The 19,677-nt window shown below is 54.4% G+C and carries 16 protein-coding genes and 1 tRNA gene; 6 read left to right on the top strand and 11 right to left on the bottom strand.

All coding sequences use genetic code 11. From position 1 onward, the window contains the following. Positions 1-29: 29 nt before the first annotated feature. Both AC2FF7_RS12825 and AC2FF7_RS12820 read right to left on the bottom strand, forming a co-directional pair. The gene (locus AC2FF7_RS12825) at positions 30-734 is read right to left on the bottom strand and encodes a sugar transferase (protein ID WP_353392686.1); all 705 of its coding nucleotides are present in this window, start codon (positions 732-734) and stop codon (positions 30-32) included. A gap of 905 nt (positions 735-1,639) precedes the next feature. Next, complete coding sequence (locus AC2FF7_RS12820) at positions 1,640-3,067, bottom strand: oligosaccharide flippase family protein (RefSeq protein ID WP_496905738.1); 1,428 nt, start codon at positions 3,065-3,067, stop codon at positions 1,640-1,642. A gap of 446 nt (positions 3,068-3,513) precedes the next feature. Between AC2FF7_RS12820 and AC2FF7_RS12815 the strand changes: the two genes are divergently transcribed. The 3 genes from AC2FF7_RS12815 to AC2FF7_RS12805 all read left to right on the top strand — a co-directional run bounded on the left by AC2FF7_RS12815 (position 3,514) and on the right by AC2FF7_RS12805 (position 7,044). Further along, complete coding sequence (locus AC2FF7_RS12815) at positions 3,514-4,665, top strand: O-antigen ligase family protein (protein WP_496905792.1); 1,152 nt, start codon at positions 3,514-3,516, stop codon at positions 4,663-4,665. A 187-nt stretch (positions 4,666-4,852) separates the two neighbouring features. Next, entirely contained in the window at positions 4,853-5,767 is a 915-nt protein-coding gene (gene rfbF / locus AC2FF7_RS12810) for a glucose-1-phosphate cytidylyltransferase (RefSeq protein ID WP_170355784.1), read from the top strand. 107 nt (positions 5,768-5,874) lie between these two features. Continuing rightward, positions 5,875-7,044: a glycosyltransferase gene (locus tag AC2FF7_RS12805; RefSeq protein WP_496905737.1), complete on the top strand. Its 1,170-nt coding sequence runs from the start codon at positions 5,875-5,877 to the stop codon at positions 7,042-7,044. Positions 7,045-7,292: 248 nt separating this feature from the next. Here the strand turns inward: AC2FF7_RS12805 and rfbC are convergent, their stop codons facing one another. From rfbC to AC2FF7_RS12775, 6 genes are all read right to left on the bottom strand, one after another. After that, entirely contained in the window at positions 7,293-7,826 is a 534-nt protein-coding gene (rfbC, locus tag AC2FF7_RS12800) for a dTDP-4-dehydrorhamnose 3,5-epimerase (protein ID WP_170755137.1), read from the bottom strand. 31 nt (positions 7,827-7,857) lie between these two features. Further along, positions 7,858-9,207 carry a UDP-glucose dehydrogenase family protein gene (locus AC2FF7_RS12795; protein ID WP_496905736.1) on the bottom strand — a complete coding sequence of 450 codons (1,350 nt, stop codon included), beginning with the start codon at positions 9,205-9,207 and terminating at the stop codon, positions 7,858-7,860. After that, positions 9,207-10,316, bottom strand: coding sequence for an NAD-dependent epimerase/dehydratase family protein (locus AC2FF7_RS12790; RefSeq protein ID WP_496905735.1), 1,110 nt, complete (start codon positions 10,314-10,316; stop codon positions 9,207-9,209). Before AC2FF7_RS12790 ends, AC2FF7_RS12795 begins: the two co-directional genes overlap by 1 nt. 19 nt (positions 10,317-10,335) lie before the next feature. Further along, positions 10,336-11,640, bottom strand: coding sequence for an NAD(P)H-dependent oxidoreductase (locus tag AC2FF7_RS12785; RefSeq protein WP_496905734.1), 1,305 nt, complete (start codon positions 11,638-11,640; stop codon positions 10,336-10,338). A 331-nt stretch (positions 11,641-11,971) separates the two neighbouring features. Beyond that, complete coding sequence (locus tag AC2FF7_RS12780; RefSeq protein ID WP_496905733.1) at positions 11,972-13,039, bottom strand: hypothetical protein; 1,068 nt, start codon at positions 13,037-13,039, stop codon at positions 11,972-11,974. 561 nt (positions 13,040-13,600) lie between these two features. Continuing rightward, positions 13,601-13,676 (bottom strand) — tRNA-Lys (locus tag AC2FF7_RS12775). A 211-nt stretch (positions 13,677-13,887) separates the two neighbouring features. On the opposite strand from AC2FF7_RS12775, the gene dapF reads away from it, so the two are divergent. Together dapF and mtaB are read left to right on the top strand one after the other, a co-directional pair. After that, on the top strand, positions 13,888-14,730 hold the full coding sequence (dapF, locus tag AC2FF7_RS12770; protein WP_496905732.1) for a diaminopimelate epimerase: 843 nt from the start codon (positions 13,888-13,890) through the stop codon (positions 14,728-14,730). Then, positions 14,727-15,983 (top strand): tRNA (N(6)-L-threonylcarbamoyladenosine(37)-C(2))-methylthiotransferase MtaB, encoded by a 1,257-nt coding sequence (mtaB, locus tag AC2FF7_RS12765; protein ID WP_496905731.1) that lies wholly within the window; start codon positions 14,727-14,729, stop codon positions 15,981-15,983. The genes dapF and mtaB overlap by 4 nt, the downstream gene beginning before the upstream one ends. A 142-nt stretch (positions 15,984-16,125) precedes the next feature. Here mtaB and AC2FF7_RS12760 read toward each other — a convergent pair whose 3' ends face one another. Genes AC2FF7_RS12760 through petA form a run of 3 tightly spaced genes read right to left on the bottom strand, consistent with a single transcriptional unit; the run spans position 16,126 to position 18,856 of the window. Next, positions 16,126-16,911 (bottom strand): cytochrome c1, encoded by a 786-nt coding sequence (locus AC2FF7_RS12760; protein WP_170355726.1) that lies wholly within the window; start codon positions 16,909-16,911, stop codon positions 16,126-16,128. A 17-nt stretch (positions 16,912-16,928) separates the two neighbouring features. Beyond that, positions 16,929-18,260, bottom strand: coding sequence for a cytochrome b (gene petB, locus AC2FF7_RS12755; protein WP_170355725.1), 1,332 nt, complete (start codon positions 18,258-18,260; stop codon positions 16,929-16,931). Between the two features lie 11 nt (positions 18,261-18,271). Beyond that, the gene (gene petA, locus AC2FF7_RS12750) at positions 18,272-18,856 is read right to left on the bottom strand and encodes a ubiquinol-cytochrome c reductase iron-sulfur subunit (protein WP_170355724.1); all 585 of its coding nucleotides are present in this window, start codon (positions 18,854-18,856) and stop codon (positions 18,272-18,274) included. Between the two features lie 490 nt (positions 18,857-19,346). Here petA and AC2FF7_RS12745 point away from each other — a divergent pair, with 490 nt between their 5' ends. Further along, positions 19,347-19,640 carry a c-type cytochrome gene (locus AC2FF7_RS12745; protein ID WP_496905730.1) on the top strand — a complete coding sequence of 98 codons (294 nt, stop codon included), beginning with the start codon at positions 19,347-19,349 and terminating at the stop codon, positions 19,638-19,640. Positions 19,641-19,677: the final 37 nt, after the last annotated feature.

Below are 19,677 nucleotides of genomic sequence, written 5' to 3'. Positions count from 1 at the left end.
TTACCGAAAAACACCGTGACACACCGCAGTCAGCAGCCGGTACCGTTGCAAACCGCCCCAACGGTTCGAACCAGTATCTTAAGGTCAAACCAAAGGCTGATCTTCCGCGAATAGTCGCTGTCAAAAATCGCGCGATGCGAGAATCCAACGTCGTTGCGTTCGGAAACCTGCCAAAGTCCGGTAATGCCCGGTTTCATCAGATTGTACTCCTTCCCGGGATACATCTTCTGCTGTTCAGGCAGCATGGGACGTGGTCCAACAAGGCTCATGTCACCAATCAAAACATTCCATAGCTGAGGCAGTTCATCCAAGGAGGTCGTGCGGATAAATCGCCCGAGTTTCGTCACCCTTGGGTCGTCGTCCAACTTTTGCTTTGTTTCCCATTCGGACGCAAAGTTAGGATTATCGTCTAAATGTTTCTGAAGAAGCTGATCGGCGTTAGGCACCATCGAGCGAAACTTCAAAAAGTCGAATTCCCTGCCACCCAATCCAATGCGCTTTTGCCGGTAGATGACAGACCCCCCCTCAAGCTTGATCATAAGGGCAATTAAACCCATCAGCGGAAGGACAAATGGGGCACCAATCACAACCAGAAAAACATCCAGAATGCGCTTCCCTTTTACGGCATAAAAACTCTTCAAACTGTCTTTGTCACTCTCAAGCTGTACAGAAGCTTGATTATTTTGATAAATTTCAGCGTCTTCTAATTGGAAAGAACCTCGAAGTTGGTTCATGGTAACCCCCAAAACTAGCACTCTCGGACAACGGCCACATCGACGGAGCATTCTTCAAACAAAATGCACCCGAGAAACGCCTGGAACCCAAATGGCTCACGACGTTCCAGCAAACCTAATTTTCGCTCAATAGATTCGAGGTCGCGCGCAGGGTTGCGCGTTTACCCACCCATTATATTCTCCCGACTCACTAAAAAACGTGGTCAGAATTGTAGCCCCACAAGATGATCGCACTTCTGACGAGGCGAAACAACTTTTTTGTTATTAATTGACAAAGTGGATAGGCTCAGCTGCCTGAATTTTCCGCAAATTCCAAGCGCCGACTGTTCGCAGGACGATGTAGAATTTTTTTTCGCGAAGAGTCAGATTAGCTCATCTTACAACACGCCGTCAGGCATTGCGACCAGAAGAGTTTTCGGTTTTCATCTGCACTTTACGCGTGAATTTTTCACGCAACTTTACGTTGAACGCAAAATTAAGACCCGCGATCAGAACCGGAGCACAACATCCGATGAACAAGCTGGTCAACGCAGCTGATCCAATGGTCGTTCCGGAAATAAGAAATGCTACAAAACACATTGCGGCGATCAACGGACCTGCCAGTAAGTAGACTGCTAGCATTGTTCTCTAAGCTCTTGCTCTTGGTGTTTCGCGTATTTTACTCTGCCTATCATGCGCCTCAAATGTGCGTTTTTTGGGGCATCCACTCACCAATATAGGTCAGTGAATCCTTTCGTTATGCTTTGACACATAATTTTGAAGCTGGTGTCATATTACCATCATATCTCTGGAACAACGACACATCCGGCACAAAAAACCAAAATACGCAGCGTCGTTAGGCAAAATTGTGCCACCCAATATTATTGAGCTTTGCGCGCATTGGTTAAGAAGCTGTTAATAATGCGCTATTTCAAAGAGGGAAATTCGCCGATGTTCAGCCCGCGCCTGATTTTTGCGACGACAACAAGAGCGGCGGTTTGTTTTACGGCCACAAGAGTGGCAAACATCGCCACTGCGGCAAGGGTCAACAAGCCAAGTTGAACCGGCAAGCCCGATGACGAGTTGGCCAATAACCCCAATGGAACAAAGGCAACGATCCCGGCGATAGCCTTGTAGATTTCAGGCGCTGGCACAGTGACCGGATCAATTTTGCGGCCGAAATACTGATAGGCCATAAAACTCAGGAGGGCGCTCAGTGCAAAGGCAAGAGCGGCGCCTCGCGCGCCCAAGAGCTCGATGATTAAGTAAGACAGGATCACATGCGCAATCAGGGCACAGCAGGTTATTGTCAGCTGCAACCCCGTCCGCTTCGCCCGCGTGAAGGAAAAGCTGATATAGGCGCCCTGAAGCCCGAAAATAAATGAACCAAGCGTCAATATCCGAAGGTATTCTGAAGAATTCTCGACAAAATCAGCCTCGAACAGAAGACTGGCCAATACCTCAGGAGCGCAGATCAGCGCCGCAGCAAGGGGAATCGACACCAGCATCAAGAACGAAAAGTAACGCTCCAAATAAGCGTTCGAGCTTGCGGTGCCATGCTTTTCCTGCATTTCAAAGACAGAGGGTGCGACAACGCGCATTATGGTGCTCATCAGTAGCCCCAAGGTTCGTGTAGCCAGTGCCTGCGCAGCGGCGAAGTATCCGGCAACCTCTAACCCGGCCAACGCAGCCAAAAGAGATTGCGACGACATCGCGAAAAACGTTGAGCTTGACGCAACCACGGCCAGCGGAAAACCGAACCACAGGTACGTTTTTATTGCGCTGAGCTGTGGCCAGGCGATACCAGACTTCTTTAACGCGATACCCAGCGCATAGGCACCCGTCAGCGCAGCCCCCAGTGACATCCCGATCACCGCGCTTTTGTACCCCCCACCACTCAGCACAAACCCGATCGCGAAGGCCACGCCAAGCGCATGACGCAGCAGGGTGACCGCAGCGAATTTCGGGCCTTCGTGATACAGCCGAAGGCACGTTGTTCCCACTTCGTGCATTGCCAGACTGACGCTGAAGATCGCAGCGTAAAACAGCCCGTCCACCCATGCTCCGGGCAAAATCAAGGAAGCAATTACGGAAACGACCAACACCATGACCGACAAGATCGCGCCCGCGCCCAAGGTCATTGCAATCGTGGTACCTTCGAATTCCTTAGCATGGTGAAATCGGCTGATCGCGATAACCAGCCAAAGAAACGTAAACGAGAACAGGATAGTCCCCAGTAACATTGTCAGATTGTACCTGGCAAAATCTGCCGGCCCCAAAACACGGGTAATTACGACTAGGATCGCCACCACAAAAACTGCGGACAGGATTCTGGGAACAAAGAACCAAGTCATCGAGACCGGCACCCTGTGGTCGCCTCTTTGAAACTCATTAGAACCTAACTGCCGTGATCAGGCACTTACACGACTCATAAACAACTGCACTGGAATTGCAGCAAGGATGGAGCCCTCCTTTTGACCTGTCAACTTTCCCCCTGGCTCGAGCAGGCAAAGTGGGCTCTGAACCAGACTTGAACGAGCGTTCTAGGGACCGACCCGTTTCGATTGAGTTCACGAAGATAGACAAGGCGTGGGGTGGTTAGTACGCTTTCCCAGCCTGAGCCGTTTATTGGAGCTTATAGGCCACTTTTAGTCCGAACCCCGAATCGTGCCTTGACCCTATGAAAGCAACATACCGCACATTTTCGAGCCAGACCCTGGATGGGAGCACATTCCATCAGGTCGTATTAATGGTGTGCCAGGTTCTGATCGTTCTGACGGGAACTGGGCTTTTGTCCATCGTGCTGTGGCAAAACTCGCTGGCCAATAAAATCGAAATCCTATCTCTGGCGCCGATGCTTGCAATCACGTGCCTCTATTATCGGCATTTGCTCCGGGGGGCCGTCGCATCACCCGAGATCGTGTTGATTGTGCTCCTTGCTGCAGCATCAGTGACGTGGAGCACCTATCCCGCCGAGTCTTTGGAACGCAGCATTCCGCTAATCGTAACAACCGCATTCGGCCTGGCCATGGGTAGTATGATGTCGCTGCGAGGGTTGCTTTTGTTCATTGCGACATTTTTCGGCTTATCAATGGTGCTGGCAATGGGAGCAATCATTGCGTTCCCGCAAGCAAGGGGTATCCCGCCGTGGGGGGACACTTGGAATGGGATCTATATGCACAAAAATGGGCTTGGGGCAGCGGCCACAGCTGCCTTGTTGTCTTGCACCTATGCAGTGAAAACACTTACTGGAAAACTGAAAACTCTGTTTGTTTTACTAACATTGCTGTCCCTGTTTCTGCTTATTGCATCAGAATCCAGAACCTCTCAGATCCTGGCTGTGGTGACGATGTCTGCACTTTTTTTACGCGGCCTCTTCCCGAATCGCGAAATCATGTGGGCCATCTGTTTCATACTAATCTCGCTGTTTTTGGTGGGCGTGACTGCATTTGTTCTGACATCGACTGTCGCAGAGCCTTTGTTCGCACTGATCGGGCGTAAGCCAACACTTTCGGACCGTATTCCGCTGTGGGAAACCGTATGGCCTTACGCGATGGACAGGTTTTGGCTGGGATACGGCTATGTCGCGCATTGGTACGAAGACGCACCGTACTTACGCATTTACTTCATCAAACTGGCGTTTCAGCCTTTCTATTCCCACAATGGCCTGATTGAAACTTTCCTGAATGTCGGATTTGTCGGCGTTGTTTTGTTTTTTCTTGCGCTCATGCGGTTCTTCTACGCGATTTTCTACAGCCTGTGGTTCATCCAGAACCGCGACTCGATCGCCTTCACCCTAGTTCTTGGGATGATGTTCGTCTTTGGCAACATAACTGAAAGTTTTATTCTGGAGAGGCTTTCCGCCACTTGGATGTTTTTCGTGGCTTATGCGACCAAGATGAACTTGATCGTTAAAACCGTGCGCACTGGTCAAGCTTCAGCCCAACAATAAAATTCGCGCCGTGCGTTTCCGTTATGGAAATAATATTGCATATTTTGCGCAATGTTTCCAAAAACTGCTTCTGCAATCGCGCTTTGATCTTGCGGGAAGATTGACAGCAACCCGCCAAGTGTTGTCGACTTTGAATATTGAAAATTCGAGTCTTTTTCTAATCTTAGGAACTTTTGGGGAGGCCCAATTGAAGACAGCAATATTTGCAGGTGGCAAAGGATCCCGCCTGATCGAAGAAACCCGCATCCGCCCCAAGCCTCTGGTTGAAATCGCCAACCGGCCGATCCTTTGGCATATCATGCAGCACTACTCGACCTATGGGCATCACGATTTTGTCCTGGCCCTTGGGTATATGGGCGATCTGATCAAGCAGTATATATCCGATCTATGCCAGCACGACGGAAACCTCCGAGTGGATTTCGCCAAACGCGAATTGTTCGGCGAGCCCGAATATCACAACAGTGTGCTGGACGCGCAGATGCCGCCCTGGACGGTTGATCTTATTGATACTGGGACCAATACCATGACCGGCGGGCGCCTTGCCCGACTGCAGCCTTATCTGGGCAACGAAACTTTCATGCTGACCTATGGCGACGGCGTGTCCAACGTCGACCTTGATGCGTTGCTGGCCTTCCACAGGTCACATGGCAAGCTGGCCACGATCACCATGGTACGACCCCTTACGACGTTCGGCCATTTGCAGGTCCGCGAAGATGGTTTGGTCGAAGGCTTCATGGAAAAACCCGAAACGGCCGCTGACTGGATCAATGGCGGGTTTTTCGTACTGGAACCCGAGGTGTTCGACGCAGTGGCGGACGTCAATGGCGACGAAATCATGTGGGAAGAAGGCCCTCTGCCCAAGCTGATGGAATTGGGCCAACTGATGGCCTATCGCCATTCCGGCTTTTGGTATTGCATGGATCACCTTGCCGACAAACGTCGCCTTGAAGATATGTGGAAAAGCGGCAACCGGCCCTGGGCAACCTGGGAAAACGCGAATGGCAACGCGCCCCAGGCCACAGAAGATGGCAACGGAAAACACCGCCCCGGAATAGGCCGAGGCGGCAATCCCGGCGATTGGGTGAGATACAAGTCCCTGTGACACAAACCGCCATTCGGGCCGGGCATAGACCGTCTGTCAGAAAGGCTTTGTTACAAGGCGTTAAGCTTGCATCAGGTACAGGCGCGTTGTGTGTAAGGAGTAAAAGTGTGACCAGTTCCGCAGTTTCCGCACCGGTGCGACGCGAGGTATTGATATTCTCGCAACGCAAACTCAACGCAAATATCTCTCGGTGCTCGGGCTATGAGTTTGAGGATGTCGTTGCCGAGATCGAGGACGCTCAGGTTCTGACACCGACCCGTACCAGACAACCTCGCATTCCGTTGAATCCCAAGCGATGGTTGTCCAAACGGACTGACCTTTTCCAGCACTGGCCCTCTGGTGTGCCGCAATCTCGCTTGACCAAGGATTACGATCTTTTTCTTTGCAATGTGCAAAGACCAGAAGAGCTATTGGTACTGGATGCGGTACCGAACTGGCGCGACCAATGCGACACGGCAGTCTGTGTACTGGAAGAGGTTTGGAGCGGCGATATCGATCTATACACTCCATTGATCAAGTCCCTCTCGCAATTCGACCTGATCGCCTGCGCCTTTGCCGAAACCTGCGGCATGATTCAGGATCTGACCGACACCCCCGTCATCCAGATGCCCGCCGCCGCGGATATGGTCAGGTTCGCGCCCGACTCCCTGAACGTCGATCGGCCGGTCGACATGTATTCCATGGGCAGACGCCGCGCTGAATTGCACCAGAACCTGCTTGCCGCAATCAAGCAGAGACAGGGCTTTTACATCTACGATTCTGCCACCAAACCCCCGGTCACCGGCGATCATACGGTGCATCGCGATTTGCTCGCGAATCTGATTCAGCACTCAAAGCTGTTCATGGTGGATATCGCCAAACTGGGCCATGCAGACCAAAAAGCAGGCAATATCGCCTGGGGCCCGCGACACATTGAGGGCTTTGCAGGCGGTGCTATTCAGGTCGGATACGCCCCGGATATGGAGGACTATCATCGGTTCTTCGACTGGCCCGACTCGGTCATCAGATTGCCCGAAGACCCCGATGAAGCCTTGGAAAGGATCGTGGCCCTTTGGGATGATCCCGCCGAACAGGATCGGATTCGCAGGGTCAATTTTGCGCACGGCCTGCAAAAACACGACTGGATGCATCGTTGGGCGCAAGTGTTGGACCATCTTAACCTGCCCGAGCCCGACGGTATGCTAAAACGTCGTCAGCACCTTTCAGATATCGCGGGGAAACTAGGTGCAACGCAACAGGAACAGACACTTGGGCCGAATTCCCTGGCGGCCACTTGATCCATCCCATTTCTGTGGTGAAGTCGTGGGGCGGCAGGTCGCACTCAGTACCCCCTCAAAACCAGTCAAAAAACCAGAACGTGCTAAAATCAAACTTGCCGCCCACACGAGAAGAATGACATTGTGGCAAAATTGTGTCCACTCCTCGAATGGAAACTGATTGTTAGCTTTTTGGAAACTATCGCTTGAAAACCGATTCGATTGATCGCTTTCAGGAATCGCGTTCGCCTGAGAACACGCTCCGCGTATCAGTCGTTTTCGATCAGCGGCCAGCTTGTGTCCTTGGCTGAAATCTCAGTCACTTCATGCGGCCACATTATACTAAGCGCTGGGTCGTCGTACCGAAACCCGCCCTCATCTTGCGGCGAGTAATACTCGTCAACCATGTAACTGGCGACTGAGTCTGGCTGCAGCGTTTGAAAGCCGTGTGCAAAGCCCTTGGGCACATACATGGCAAGTCCGTTCTGTGCGCTCAATTCAGCGCTGAAACTCTGCAGATAGGTCTTGGAACCGGGGCGAATATCAACAATTACATCGAACAACGCGCCCGCAACACATCGGATCAACTTGGTCTCTTGCGCCGGGGCGTGTTGGAAATGCAGACCGCGCAAAGTCCCTGCGTCACGGCTGAGGCTCATGTTCCCCTGCACGAAATTGGTCACAAGATCCTGCGCTGCGAACTCTTGCGCGCAGAACGTCCGGGCAAAGAAGCCGCGATCATCGCCGCGCCGCTCCAACTCGATCAGATAGGCACCGGACAGAGGCGTTTCCTGAAAGATCATCGTTGTCCCCTTTTCCTTCCACTGCCGTTGGTTAGGACACCGCAGGCTGCAAACCGATACCTTCGTACCGAGAAACGCTGTCCTTGGGTATCATCCGGCGCCCGTCGATCACCAAAGGCTGTACCGTTTGACCGTTCAACAGCATGGGAAGCTCGGAAAACTCGGGCCAACGCGTGACGATCATGACTGCATCTGCCCCATTTAGAGCCTGTTTCAGATCGTCCTCATAGGTAATCCTGTCCCCGAACAGTGCTTCGGCCTCATGCCGGGCAATTGGATCATAAGCGGTCACAACAGCCTCATCTGCCAACAACTCGCTGATAATGGTCAAAGCAGGGCTTTCGCGGATATCATCCGTACCCGGCTTGAAGGCCACGCCCAGAACAGTGACGCGCCGCCCGGCCAAAGCCGGGATATGCGATCTGAGCCGATCCATCATCTGATGCGGCTGTTTGGTGTTCGTCTGGATCACCGCGTTCAGCAGAGGCATGGGTGCACCTGCATTTTCGCCATAGGCAATCAACGCTTTTACATCCTTTGGAAAGCAACTTCCGCCAAAGCCGCAACCCGCCGCCAGATAGGTTATGAACCCCGGCCAGACCCTTTCAGCGTTTTCCGGCAGGATCGGCGTGAACCGCTTGTCCAGATGCATCCCCTCCATCGCTTCGACAACGTCGACACCGACCTTGGCACAGAGATTTCCGATCTCATTCGAGAAGGAAATCAACGTCGCCAACAGAGAGTTTGCTGTATATTTGATCATTTCCGCTGTCGCCGGGTTTGTCCGCACGATGTCGACGCCGGGGAAAACAGAATAAAGCTTATCCATCACGGCGATTGCGCGACTGTCATTGCCGCCGATCACGATCCGGTCGGGATGCATGAAATCGGCAATCGCTTCACCCTCTTTGAGAAACTCGGGGTTCATACCGGTGCCAAAATCCTGCCCTGCTTTTTTGCCAGAGGCTTCCTCAAGAATGGGCGTGACCACCGTATCCGTCGTGCCGGGCACCACCGTGCTTTTGACCACCACGACATGGTAGGCGTCTTTGTCTTTTAACACCTCGCCAATCTGACGGGACACGTCGCGGATGTATTTGAGGTCAATTTCACTGCCGTCGAACGGTGTTCCAACCGCGATCAGTGAAATGTCTGAGTTGAGCACCGCTTCGCGCAGGTCTGTTGTTCCGCGCAGGGTCTTGCCAACAGTTTCGCGCAACAACTCGGCCAGTCCGTCTTCGTGTATGGGCGGGGTACAGGCGTTGATCTGGTCGATTTTTTGCTGAACCGTGTCCACGCAAACCACATCGTGCCCTTTGCCCGCAAGACAAGCGCCTGAAACCAGCCCGACATACCCTGTTCCGATAACCGAGACGCGCATCACTTATCCTCTGCCTCTTGATTGCCGCTGTACCACAGCAGCGCACGCCGCAGGCCCTCATCCACGTCGATCTCGGGGTCATATCCGATTTCGGCGCGGGCCTTGGCGATCACCGGACACCGGCGGTTTGGGTTGTCGACCAAATAGTCCTTGTCGTCCGAGACCTGAAACACGACCTTGCCGGAATACCCGAATTCATCCTTGGCAATCGCGGTGACACGCTCGGCCAGATTGGCCATCGAAATCTCGGGTTCTTCGATCCCGATATTATAGGCCTCACCCGGTTTTCCGTTCAGCATGATCTTGTAATAGCCACAGACCGCATCGGCGACGTAGCAAAACGTCCGGGTTGGTGCGCCATCGCTGAGCATTACGATATCGCGCCCCGCAAAGATATCGCGGGCGAAATCCGGCAAAACCCGCCGGTCCGAGATCTTAAGCCCCGGCCCATAATTGTTGAAGGGCCGCGCGATCGTGATCGGCAAGTCGTGCTGTTGCGCGAACACGACGCACAGCGTTTCTCCATACCGCTTGGATTCGTCGTAACAGGCGCGTGGGCCGGTGCAGGACACATTGCCCCGATACGTCTCGGGTGTGGGAATGTTTTCGGGGGTCGGATCGCCATAAATCTCGGAGGTTGAGTAGAACAGGAACCCTTTGATCGGCTTGCCCTTTTGAGCCTGTTTCAAAGCATATTCCAACATATACCTCAGGCCACCAACATTCGCGTCCATCGTCTCGAGCGGGTGTTGGCGATAGTAGATCGGTGACGCGATCGAGGCCGCGTGGATGATATAGTCATAATCGCCCATATCATCCGGCAGGGGGTTCGTGATGTCATGCGTGGCCAAGGTCAGGTTGGCATCACCTTCGATCGCTTTCAGCCAATCGGGAACGCCCCGGATATAATTGTCGAAAACGGTCAACGAGATCGGCTTTTGGCCGGACAGCTTGTTCCAATGCAGGACGGATTGGACAAGGTAAAATCCCAGAAACCCTGCGCCTCCGAGGATCAGAAGGTTTTGACCCGACATGGCTTGAAACTCGGGCCCGATCTTGCGGGCGATATAGTCTAAATCAGCAGAAACAACATCTTGAGCAGTTTTCACGAGAGTTTTCTCTTTAAAGTTAAGGACTGGTAACAGGGAACATTTCGTCTTGTTGCTGGCGCAGTTTGACCGTGAGGCTATCGGTTGGCAGATCGACATCGTCATATGTCAAGACGGCATCTTTCGAGATATCGCGCTTTAGCGTTGCGTTCTCGGCCAGACCAATCGGTAGCAGGCTCTGCGACCGCACCACGTCATAGTTTTCGCACATGCCATAGGTCATGTATCCGCCCAGACCATCCAGTTTGGCCCCGGCTTTCAGGTCGGTCTTGGCACAGGTGATTACATCCACGACCGGACCGGCGATAGGCGCGATCACGGTATCCTGAGCCAAAGCCACACGCGCGGCGGACAGCGGCACCTCAAAAATCGTCAGGTGGTAAGGCACATAAAAGCTGTAAAGGTCGTTCTGCCCCAGTTTGCCATAGTTCAGATAGTGGCGCTGCATATCGTCCTGCGCCTCGGCAAAGACGTACACGCCGGGGCTGGGCTGACTACCGACCACATACTCAACGATCCCGCCCAATGCGCGGATCTGGTCAAGATCATAGGCCCCGGTCAACTCGTCCACATGACCTTTGTGCTCAATCCCGATCATACCGCGTTCGGCCACTTTGAACCCGGTCGCATTGGCCACAATTGCCTGCTCGAAGCTGATCTTGGTGCCATCCGCGAACGAGGTGACCATGTGCGGGGTTTGCCCCCATTGCTTGGCGAAACCCTCCTGCGTGGTCGGATTGCGGTAACGATCCTGCAAGCCCTTGATGTTGCCGCAAACCCGAGGGATCAGACCGATGCTTTCAACAAATCGCAGCAGGTTGATCTGCACGCCCGGCTGATCGCCATCACATCCGGTCAGAATAACGCCCGCCTGATCTGCCATTTGCTTAAGCAGAGGCCCGACCGTGCTGTCCAACTCGGCATTCATCAGAACCATGTGTTTGCTGTTCTCAATCGCAGCTGTCGTGACCCGAGCGCCGTATTCCACATGGCCAGTTGCTTCGATCAACACATCGACCTGTGACATCGCACAGGCCACCAAAGGGTCTGCGGTGATCACGGACTTGCCCTGTTCGACGGCTATGTCAGCCGCAGCGACAGTTTCAGCTTCGACGATATCACTGGGCGGAACGCCGGCATCCAGCAATGCCTGTCGCGCGGCGGAAACAGTGCGGTTACACAAGACGCCGACATGCATTCCGGGGGTATATCGCACAACCTGATTGACCAGACCGCGCCCCATGAACCCGGCGCCAAATACACCGATCCGGACTGGGTTATTCTCGGCAGCACGGTTCTTGAGAAGGGTATCGACAATGATCATTTACATACAACCAATTAAACAACTAACAGTTCGATCTTTGCGCCAGTAGATAGCAAATGGCAGACTTTAGTCAGACTGGGCCTTGCGCAAACCAACGCGCTTTGCTCACAAGCACTTGATCAAAGGATAAACTGGAATCGTGATTCACATAAACGATTCGATTTATCTGAGCATTCAGTGGCTGATTTAACACGGCGCATTCCAAAGGATTGTCCAAAGAATAGTCAAAAGTACCGCCGGATTCGGGGGTGTGCTTCCTCAAAACCATCCGAACCATGCGTCACTCGCCTCGTGATCAATGGCTCGGTATGCTCCGCATCTGTCTACTCTGTCAATTGGACCCTAGGCCTGCTGCCGATGCCGCTTTGACCTGGGTTTCTTCAAGAATGGACAGGCAGCGTCGACAAAATGTTTCCGACGAATGTTTTGCAAAGTTTTGAATTGGAAACAGGACAGCTTGACTGGGTAAATCAGAGGAAATGCGCTTCATATGCCGCCAGTAGGAAGGGTCGTCGAACTTAAATCCACCTTCGCAAACATAGATTTCACCTGAAACGTTATCGATTACCAAGTCATGCGCGAAAAAACCGTGGCCAAGAACATGGTGTAGGTTCCGCGCTATGCCTTCGAATGCCTCAGCATTTGGGACGACCAGAACGTCGTTCAGGTATTCGACCAAAGCGGGTTCAAGGGGAGTATCTTTGGCATGCACACTAGGGTTCTCTTCCTTCGCGTCGCGGGCCCTTGGATAAGAATGAAGGATCGTGTCGTCGATGCAAACGATTCTGACGGTCGTGTAGAACAGTCGGCCGTCGTACTCGATCCGCGTGTCAATGAAGTCAGTAAATATCCGCCGTTCATCCTCAGCAGGTAATGCCTCGGTTCCCTCTTGAATCTCGGTCGGTAAGGCCGTCCCGAAACGACTTCTGACGAAGCCCCCGGTTTCCCTGAGCGTCGGAACCGGGATACCAGCATCCACAAATGCCTTGTGCGACGCCAGCTTGTCCGCCAACAACTGACCAGCCTCGGCGGTATTGAATGTCGCGACGGCTTTCTTTTCGAGATCCAGCACCTTCGCACTGAAAATATCACTATGGTCTTCACCAAATAGGTGGACCAGAAAAACCGGCACTTCATCGCTCAGAGACGCATCCAATTCAGCAACATTCGACGCCCATTCGGTTGCGAACCCATTCCTTCGCAAGGTGTCGCAAAACGTCGGAAGGAACTCGAATGCCGAAACCTTTCCGTTGGCGAGTGGCCCAGCCTTTGTCAGGGCCGAAAATACGACTTTTGCGCGTTTCTCGGTTGGCTGCGATTCTTTAATTAGCCGATCGAGGATAAAAAGCGGTATCTTCGGAGAAATCTGCAGTACTTGCTTGGCGAATTCTTTTAACACAATGGAATTCCAGTCTAAAACAGAGTAACAAACCGTAGTTTCAAAACTGCCGTCTTGCTTCGCTAACAGACACCTAAAGCTTTTTGACCATTGGCTGGTCTGTCGTTCCCGCTAAAGAACGTAGCTTCCTTGTCGGTAAAACCTTACTCCGAAAACTTGGCACATTTGCAGTTCTCTCGCAACTCGGCCGTCGTTTGCCGCAAGACGGGTACGAAAATCGAGTTATTCCATCAAAGCGACGACCCGTAGTCCCGATAGTTTCCAAGCTCCTGCTGCCCAGTGAAAGCGATATGGATTAACGATACCCTTAGCTTCGGTCTTTGCCAGGCCGCGTCGCTCTTGTGTCTGAGGTCCTTTCCTAAAAGGATATCGCTTTTCCGGCAAAGCGGTGATCCGTGAAGGGTTCGAAATTTAAACCCTTTGCTAAGGCGTTCTCGCTGTGGTTCGTTGGGTACAGTTCAATCGGTTTCACTATGCTTCCGTATTGCTTTCGGAAACCAAGTGAGAACGTATGGCCACCATTGTGCAACCAATCAACAGCTTGTGTTTATTTGAAAAAAGTGGTGAGCCGTGCAGGATTCGAACCTGCGACCCACTGATTAAAAGTCAGTTGCTCTACCAACTGAGCTAACGGCCCACTCTTTTGTTAGGATCTTTCGATCCGTGGCGCTCTCTAAGGCATTTTCCCGATCGGGTGCAAGTCCTTATTTCACACCTCGTTTCGCCTGTAATTTCTTACGCTCCGGCGACCCGATAGGCGGCCTAATTAGGCAGGGGACGCTGGGGGGTCAACCCCTTTTTTCAGGAATCTGCGCGATAGGGTGGATTCATTTCAAAGGCAGGGTTATATGCCCGCCATGCAACGAATACTGACCTCGGGTTTGCCCTTCATGAAGATGCACGGGCTAGGCAATGACTTTGTCATTGTGGATGCGCGTGCGCAAAGCATTGACCTAACACCCGCCCTGGCAAAGGGAATCGGGCACCGTCAGTTTGGCGTCGGCTTTGATCAGTTGGCAGTCATCGAAAACGGCGAATCGGATGCGCATCTGGTGTTCTACAACGCGGACGGGTCGACTTCGGCCGCGTGCGGCAATGCCACGCGCTGCATCGCCCGCTTCCTGATGGAGGAAACCGGCAAGCCCGAGCTGACCCTGACGACGGAACGCGGCACGCTTTATGCGCGTGACGCGGGCGACGGGCTGACCTCGGTCAACATGGGCCCACCGCAGCTGGAGTGGCACGAGATTCCGCTGGCTGAAGAGGTTGATACGCTGGAACTGCCTATCGAAGGCGTTCCCTCGGCAACCGGAATGGGCAATCCGCACTGCACATTCTTTGTGGACGATGCCGAGGCCATCCCACTGGAAGAATTCGGATCACGCTACGAATATCACCCGCTTTATCCCGAACGCACGAACGTTCAGGTGGCGCAGATCATCGGCCCCGATCACATCCGTATGCGCGTGTGGGAGCGCGGCGTGGGCATTACGCTGGCCTCGGGCTCGTCTTCATGTGCCACAGCGGTGGCGGCTGCACGGCGTGGCCTGACCGGGCGCAAGGTGCAGATTGAACTGGACGGCGGCACGATCTGGATCGACTGGCGCGACGATGGCGTTTGGATGACCGGCCCGACGGCTTATGTCTTCTCGGGCACGCTGACCCCTGAGTTTCTGGGGGCTCTGGGATGAGCACGCCCAAGTTCACCACTCTGGGCTGCCGCCTGAACGCCTATGAGACCGAGGCGATGAAAGAACTGTCGCAACAGGCGGGTCTGTCCAACGCCGTTGTGGTGAACACCTGCGCCGTGACGGCCGAGGCCGTGCGTAAAGCCCGGCAGGAAATCCGCAAGCTGCGTCGCGAGAACCCCGATGCCCGCCTGATCGTGACCGGCTGCGCTGCTCAGACCGAACCCGAAACCTTCGCCAAAATGGACGAGGTCGACGCGGTCATCGGCAATACCGAAAAAATGCAACCCGACACCTGGAAAAGCATGGCCGCCGATTTCATCGGTCAGACTGAGGCGGTACAGGTCGATGACATCATGTCCGTGACCGAGACCGCAGGCCACTTGATCGACGGCTTCGGCACTCGTTCGCGCGCCTATGTGCAGGTTCAGAACGGCTGTGACCACCGCTGCACCTTCTGCATCATCCCCTATGGCCGCGGCAACTCGCGTAGCGTCCCTGCGGGCGTGGTGGTGGACCAAATCAAGCGGCTGGTGGACCGGGGCTATAACGAGGTGGTGCTCACAGGCGTCGACCTGACCTCGTGGGGCGCCGATCTGCCCGCACAGCCCAAGCTGGGCGATCTGGTGATGCGCATCCTCAAGCTGGTGCCGGACCTGCCGCGCCTGCGGATCAGTTCAATCGACTCGATCGAGGTGGATGAAAACCTGATGCAGGCCATCGCGACCGAACCGCGCCTTATGCCCCACCTGCACCTGTCGCTGCAGCATGGCGATGACCTGATCCTGAAACGGATGAAACGCCGCCACCTGCGCGACGACGCCATCCGCTTCACCGAAGAGGCCCGCAAACTGCGTCCAGACATGACCTTTGGCGCGGATATCATCGCAGGCTTCCCCACCGAAACAGACACGCATTTCGAAAACTCGCTGAAACTGGTCACGGATTGTGACCTGACCTGGCTGCATGTCTTCCCCTACTCCAAACGCGAAGGCACGCCCGCGGCCCGCATCCCGCAGCAGATCAACGGCACCATCATCAAAGCCCGCGCCGCGCGCCTGCGCGCTGTCGGAGACGCTCAGGTCGCGAAACACCTGACCGCACAATTGGGCAAAACCCATCACATCCTGATGGAAAACCCACATATGGGCCGCACGGAACAGTTCACCGAAGTCACCTTCGATACGCCCCAACCCGAAGGTCAGATCGTAACCGCCTCGATCACCGATTACACGGACAGCCAACTCAAAGCCTGATCCGTCCTTCATCTGGCTAAAAATACCTCGGGGTTGAATTGGCCGCAGGCCAAGAAGGGGCTGGCCCCTTTATCCCGCCAGAAACAAGAAACCCCCGCAACCGGATGGCGCGGGGGATTTTAATTTCAGCGATGCAAAAGCCTTAGTGCTGACGCTTGCCTTTGACACCGGCCCACAGGCGTTTGTTCACCAGATACAGCAGCACCGACAGAACCGACAGGAAGATCACGCCGACAAAGCCAGAGTACTTACGCTCCATCATCTTCGGTTCAGCCGTCCACATCAGGAAGGCAGCGATATCCTCGGACATGGCCTCAACCGACGCCGAGTGACCATCGGCGAATTCCACCTGATCCTCGGACAGGGGCGGTGCCATCGAGATCCAGCCGCCAGGGAAGGCTTTGTTCTCATAGAGAACGGTGCCTGCCTCTTCCTTTTCCTCACCGGTATAGCCATCCAGCAGGGACGCGATGTATTCAGCTCCACCCATGCCTTTGAAGAACTGGTTGATCCCCAAGCCGTACGGGCCGTGGAACCCGGCGCGGGCCTTTGCCATAAGGCTCAGGTCCGGTGCGCCAACGCCAGTGTTAGCCGGGAAGTGATCGGTTGGGATCGCAGGACGGAAATCATCCAGTTCCGGATCGAATACTTCGAAATTCTCTGCCGAATAGGCGATGACTTCTTCTTCCGAATATCCCAACGCTTCCAGATCACGCAGAGGTACATATTGCAGACCGTGGCAAGCCGCACAGACTTCGGTATAGACCTGAAGACCGCGTTGAAGCTGGTTCTTGTCCCAGGTGCCAAACGGCCCCTCGAATGAAAAGCTGAAGTCCTCGATATGCTGCTCGCCGCCGCCTGCCGCGAAGGACGCAGCAGGGGTGAGGGCCAGAGCAAACGCGGCACCGATTGCAAGTTTCTTGAACATGTTTCCGGTCCCTCTTCTTACTCGGCCGGCGTGGCTTCGGCGTCAGCCTTGCCATAATGCGCGTTGAAGTCTTCTTCGATGGTCTCGGGCTGGGCCAGAGGTTTCTCGATCACACCAAGGATCGGCAGGATCACGAAGAAATAGGCGAACCAGTAAGCCGAGGCGATCAGCGAGAAGGTCGCATAGGGCTCCTCGGCGGGCATCGCACCCAGCCACATCAAGGCAAAGAAGTCGACGATCAGCAGGTAGAACCACCATTTGAACATCGGACGGTATTTGCCCGAACGCACGCTGGAAGTGTCCAGCCACGGTGCCAGAGCCATCGCCAGGATCGCACCGAACATCGCAATCACACCAAAGAACTTGGCATCGATGATGCCGCCGGTGATGAAGCTTGCGAACTGAACAACCCAAACCTCACCGGTGAAGGCCCGCAGGATCGCGTAGAACGGCAGGAAGTACCATTCAGGCACGATATGTGCAGGTGTGACCAGCGGGTTGGCCTCGATATAGTTATCGGGGTGGCCCAGATAGTTCGGCATGAAGCCCACAACCGCCCAGAACACGACAAGGATCACAGCCAGCGCAAACAGATCCTTGATCACAAAATAGGGCCAGAAGGGCAGCGTGTCTTTCTCGGCATCGGCTTTCGACGTGCGGCGAACCTCAACACCTGTGGGGTTGTTGTTGCCGGTGGTGTGAAAGGCCCAGATATGCACTATTACCAGCGCCGCAATCACGAACGGCAGCAGATAGTGCAGCGAGAAGAAGCGGTTCAGCGTGGCGTTATCCACCGCGGGTCCACCCAGCAACCAGGTCTGGATGGCGTCGCCAACGAAGGGGATCGCACCAAACAGGCCGGTGATCACGGTTGCACCCCAGAAGGACATCTGACCCCAGGGCAGAACATAGCCCATGAAGGCAGTACCCATCATCATCAGGTAGATCAGCATCCCGATGATCCACGTTATCTCACGCGGGGCTTTGTACGAGCCGTAGAACAGGCCACGGAAGATGTGGATGTAGACCGCAACAAAGAACAGCGATGCGCCATTCATGTGCAGATAGCGCAGCATATAGCCGCCATTCACGTTGCGCATGATGTGCTCGATGCTGGCAAAGGCCAGATCAACATGCGGGGTGTAGTGCATCACCAGAACGATACCGGTAATGATCTGCAGTGCGAGACAGAATGTCAGCACGATACCCCAGATCCACATCCAGTTCAGGTTCTTGGGGGTGGGGATCATGAGTGTATCGTACAGCAAGCCGACGATGGGCAGGCGGCTGTTCAGCCACTTTTCGCCGTTTGTCTTCGGCTCGTAATGATCGTGGGGAATTCCGGACATTTGGGTCTCCCTTAGCCGAGTTTGATGGTGCTGTTGTCCGTCCACTCAGCGGGCGGAACAGGCAGGTTTTCAGGCGCAGGGCCCTTACGGATACGACCGGCAAGGTCATAGTGCGAACCGTGGCAGGGGCAGAACCAGCCGCCAAAGTCACCGGCATCGCCCAGCGGCACACAGCCCAGGTGCGTACATACGCCCATCTGAACCAGCCAGGCACCGGGGGCTTCGCCCTCAGGCGAGGGCATGACGCGGTTTTCGTCGGTCGCGGGCGCATCAGCCGGTTGGTTGAAGTTGCGCGCCAGCGGATCGGGCAGCGCATCCAGACCTTCGGCGTCCTGCTCTTTGGCCTCTTGGATCTCGGCACCGGTGCGGTGACGGATAAAGACGGGTTTACCCAGCCATTTCACAGTCAGCTGCGTCCCCGGCTCAACGCCGCTCACGTCCACACGGATCGAGGACAGCGCCTGAACGTCTGCCGAGGGATTCATTTGGTTGATCAGGGGCCATACGGCTGCACCCGTCGCAACGACACCTGCGCCGCCAGCGACGTAGTAGAGGAAATCTCTGCGGGTGCCTTCGTTGTCTTCTGCGTGGGACACGAGGTTTTCTCCGATTCCGGCGCCCGGAGGATACCGGGCAAACATGCATCAGCACCGCATCAAAGCGGCGTCTCATCGCGGCTATCTAGCCGGGAGAAATCGGTTCGTCCAGCGGTCATAGGCGCGCACTACGCCGCATCTGGGCATTCATGTCACTACGTCAGGTACTTTTTTCAAGGTTGGAGCTGATTTTAGCCAAAGGATTCGAGCACCAGGGCCATGTCTCTGCTCAGGTGATTCGCGCTATTAACGGGCAGATCCGCGCGCGAACCGTCAGGTTTTACAAAGCAGAAATCGAAGAGGCCAAACTTTCAAGAATATTCCCAATTCTTGCCTTATTTTCCTCAACTTCAGCTGGATTCAGAGCGTGTAAATTATTGAATTAAAGATAGATATTTCAAAATGACCCCATACGCTCGGAATTTGATTGCGCTTGGCACGCGAATGCAAGAAGGCGCGGGTCAGGACAACTTTTAGCAGGACTTTTCCCATGCCACAGACTTCACGGATCACGCTGCTTTTCGCTTTGTTACTATCGACACAGGCCCTCGCGGCCGGAGATCCAGCCAAGGGCGAGGCGCTTTACAACAGGTGTTCCTCTTGCCACGCGATCATCAAGGATGGTGAGGTTTTGGTCAAAGGAGGAATCACCGGGCCGAATCTCTTTGGTGTTGTCGGTCGCACAGCTGGTACCGAAACCGACTACCTGAATGGCAGTGAACGGCTGCCGATCGGAATGCTCACCGACGACATGATCCTCGCGGGCCAGGAAGGGTTGATCTGAACCGAGGACAACATCGCCGCTTATTCGAAAGATCCGA

The organism is Ruegeria sp. YTSC325, assembly GCF_059609525.1.
Note: the sequence above shows the minus strand (reverse complement) of the source record. Positions and strands in the feature narration are given on the sequence as shown.

What these genes read in the sequence shown, in the direction of transcription:
- AC2FF7_RS12825 (WP_353392686.1), bottom strand. Translation starts at nt 734, where the DNA reads ATGAACCAACTTCGAGGTTCTTTCCAATTAGAAGACGCTGAAATTTAT.
- AC2FF7_RS12820 (WP_496905738.1), bottom strand. Translation starts at nt 3,067, where the DNA reads ATGACTTGGTTCTTTGTTCCCAGAATCCTGTCCGCAGTTTTTGTGGTG.
- rfbC (WP_170755137.1), bottom strand. Translation starts at nt 7,826, where the DNA reads ATGATCTTTCAGGAAACGCCTCTGTCCGGTGCCTATCTGATCGAGTTG.
- AC2FF7_RS12795 (WP_496905736.1), bottom strand. Translation starts at nt 9,207, where the DNA reads ATGCGCGTCTCGGTTATCGGAACAGGGTATGTCGGGCTGGTTTCAGGC.
- AC2FF7_RS12785 (WP_496905734.1), bottom strand. Translation starts at nt 11,640, where the DNA reads ATGATCATTGTCGATACCCTTCTCAAGAACCGTGCTGCCGAGAATAAC.
- dapF (WP_496905732.1), top strand. Translation starts at nt 13,888, where the DNA reads ATGCCCGCCATGCAACGAATACTGACCTCGGGTTTGCCCTTCATGAAG.
- mtaB (WP_496905731.1), top strand. Translation starts at nt 14,727, where the DNA reads ATGAGCACGCCCAAGTTCACCACTCTGGGCTGCCGCCTGAACGCCTAT.
- AC2FF7_RS12760 (WP_170355726.1), bottom strand. Translation starts at nt 16,911, where the DNA reads ATGTTCAAGAAACTTGCAATCGGTGCCGCGTTTGCTCTGGCCCTCACC.
- petB (WP_170355725.1), bottom strand. Translation starts at nt 18,260, where the DNA reads ATGTCCGGAATTCCCCACGATCATTACGAGCCGAAGACAAACGGCGAA.
- AC2FF7_RS12745 (WP_496905730.1), top strand. Translation starts at nt 19,347, where the DNA reads ATGCCACAGACTTCACGGATCACGCTGCTTTTCGCTTTGTTACTATCG.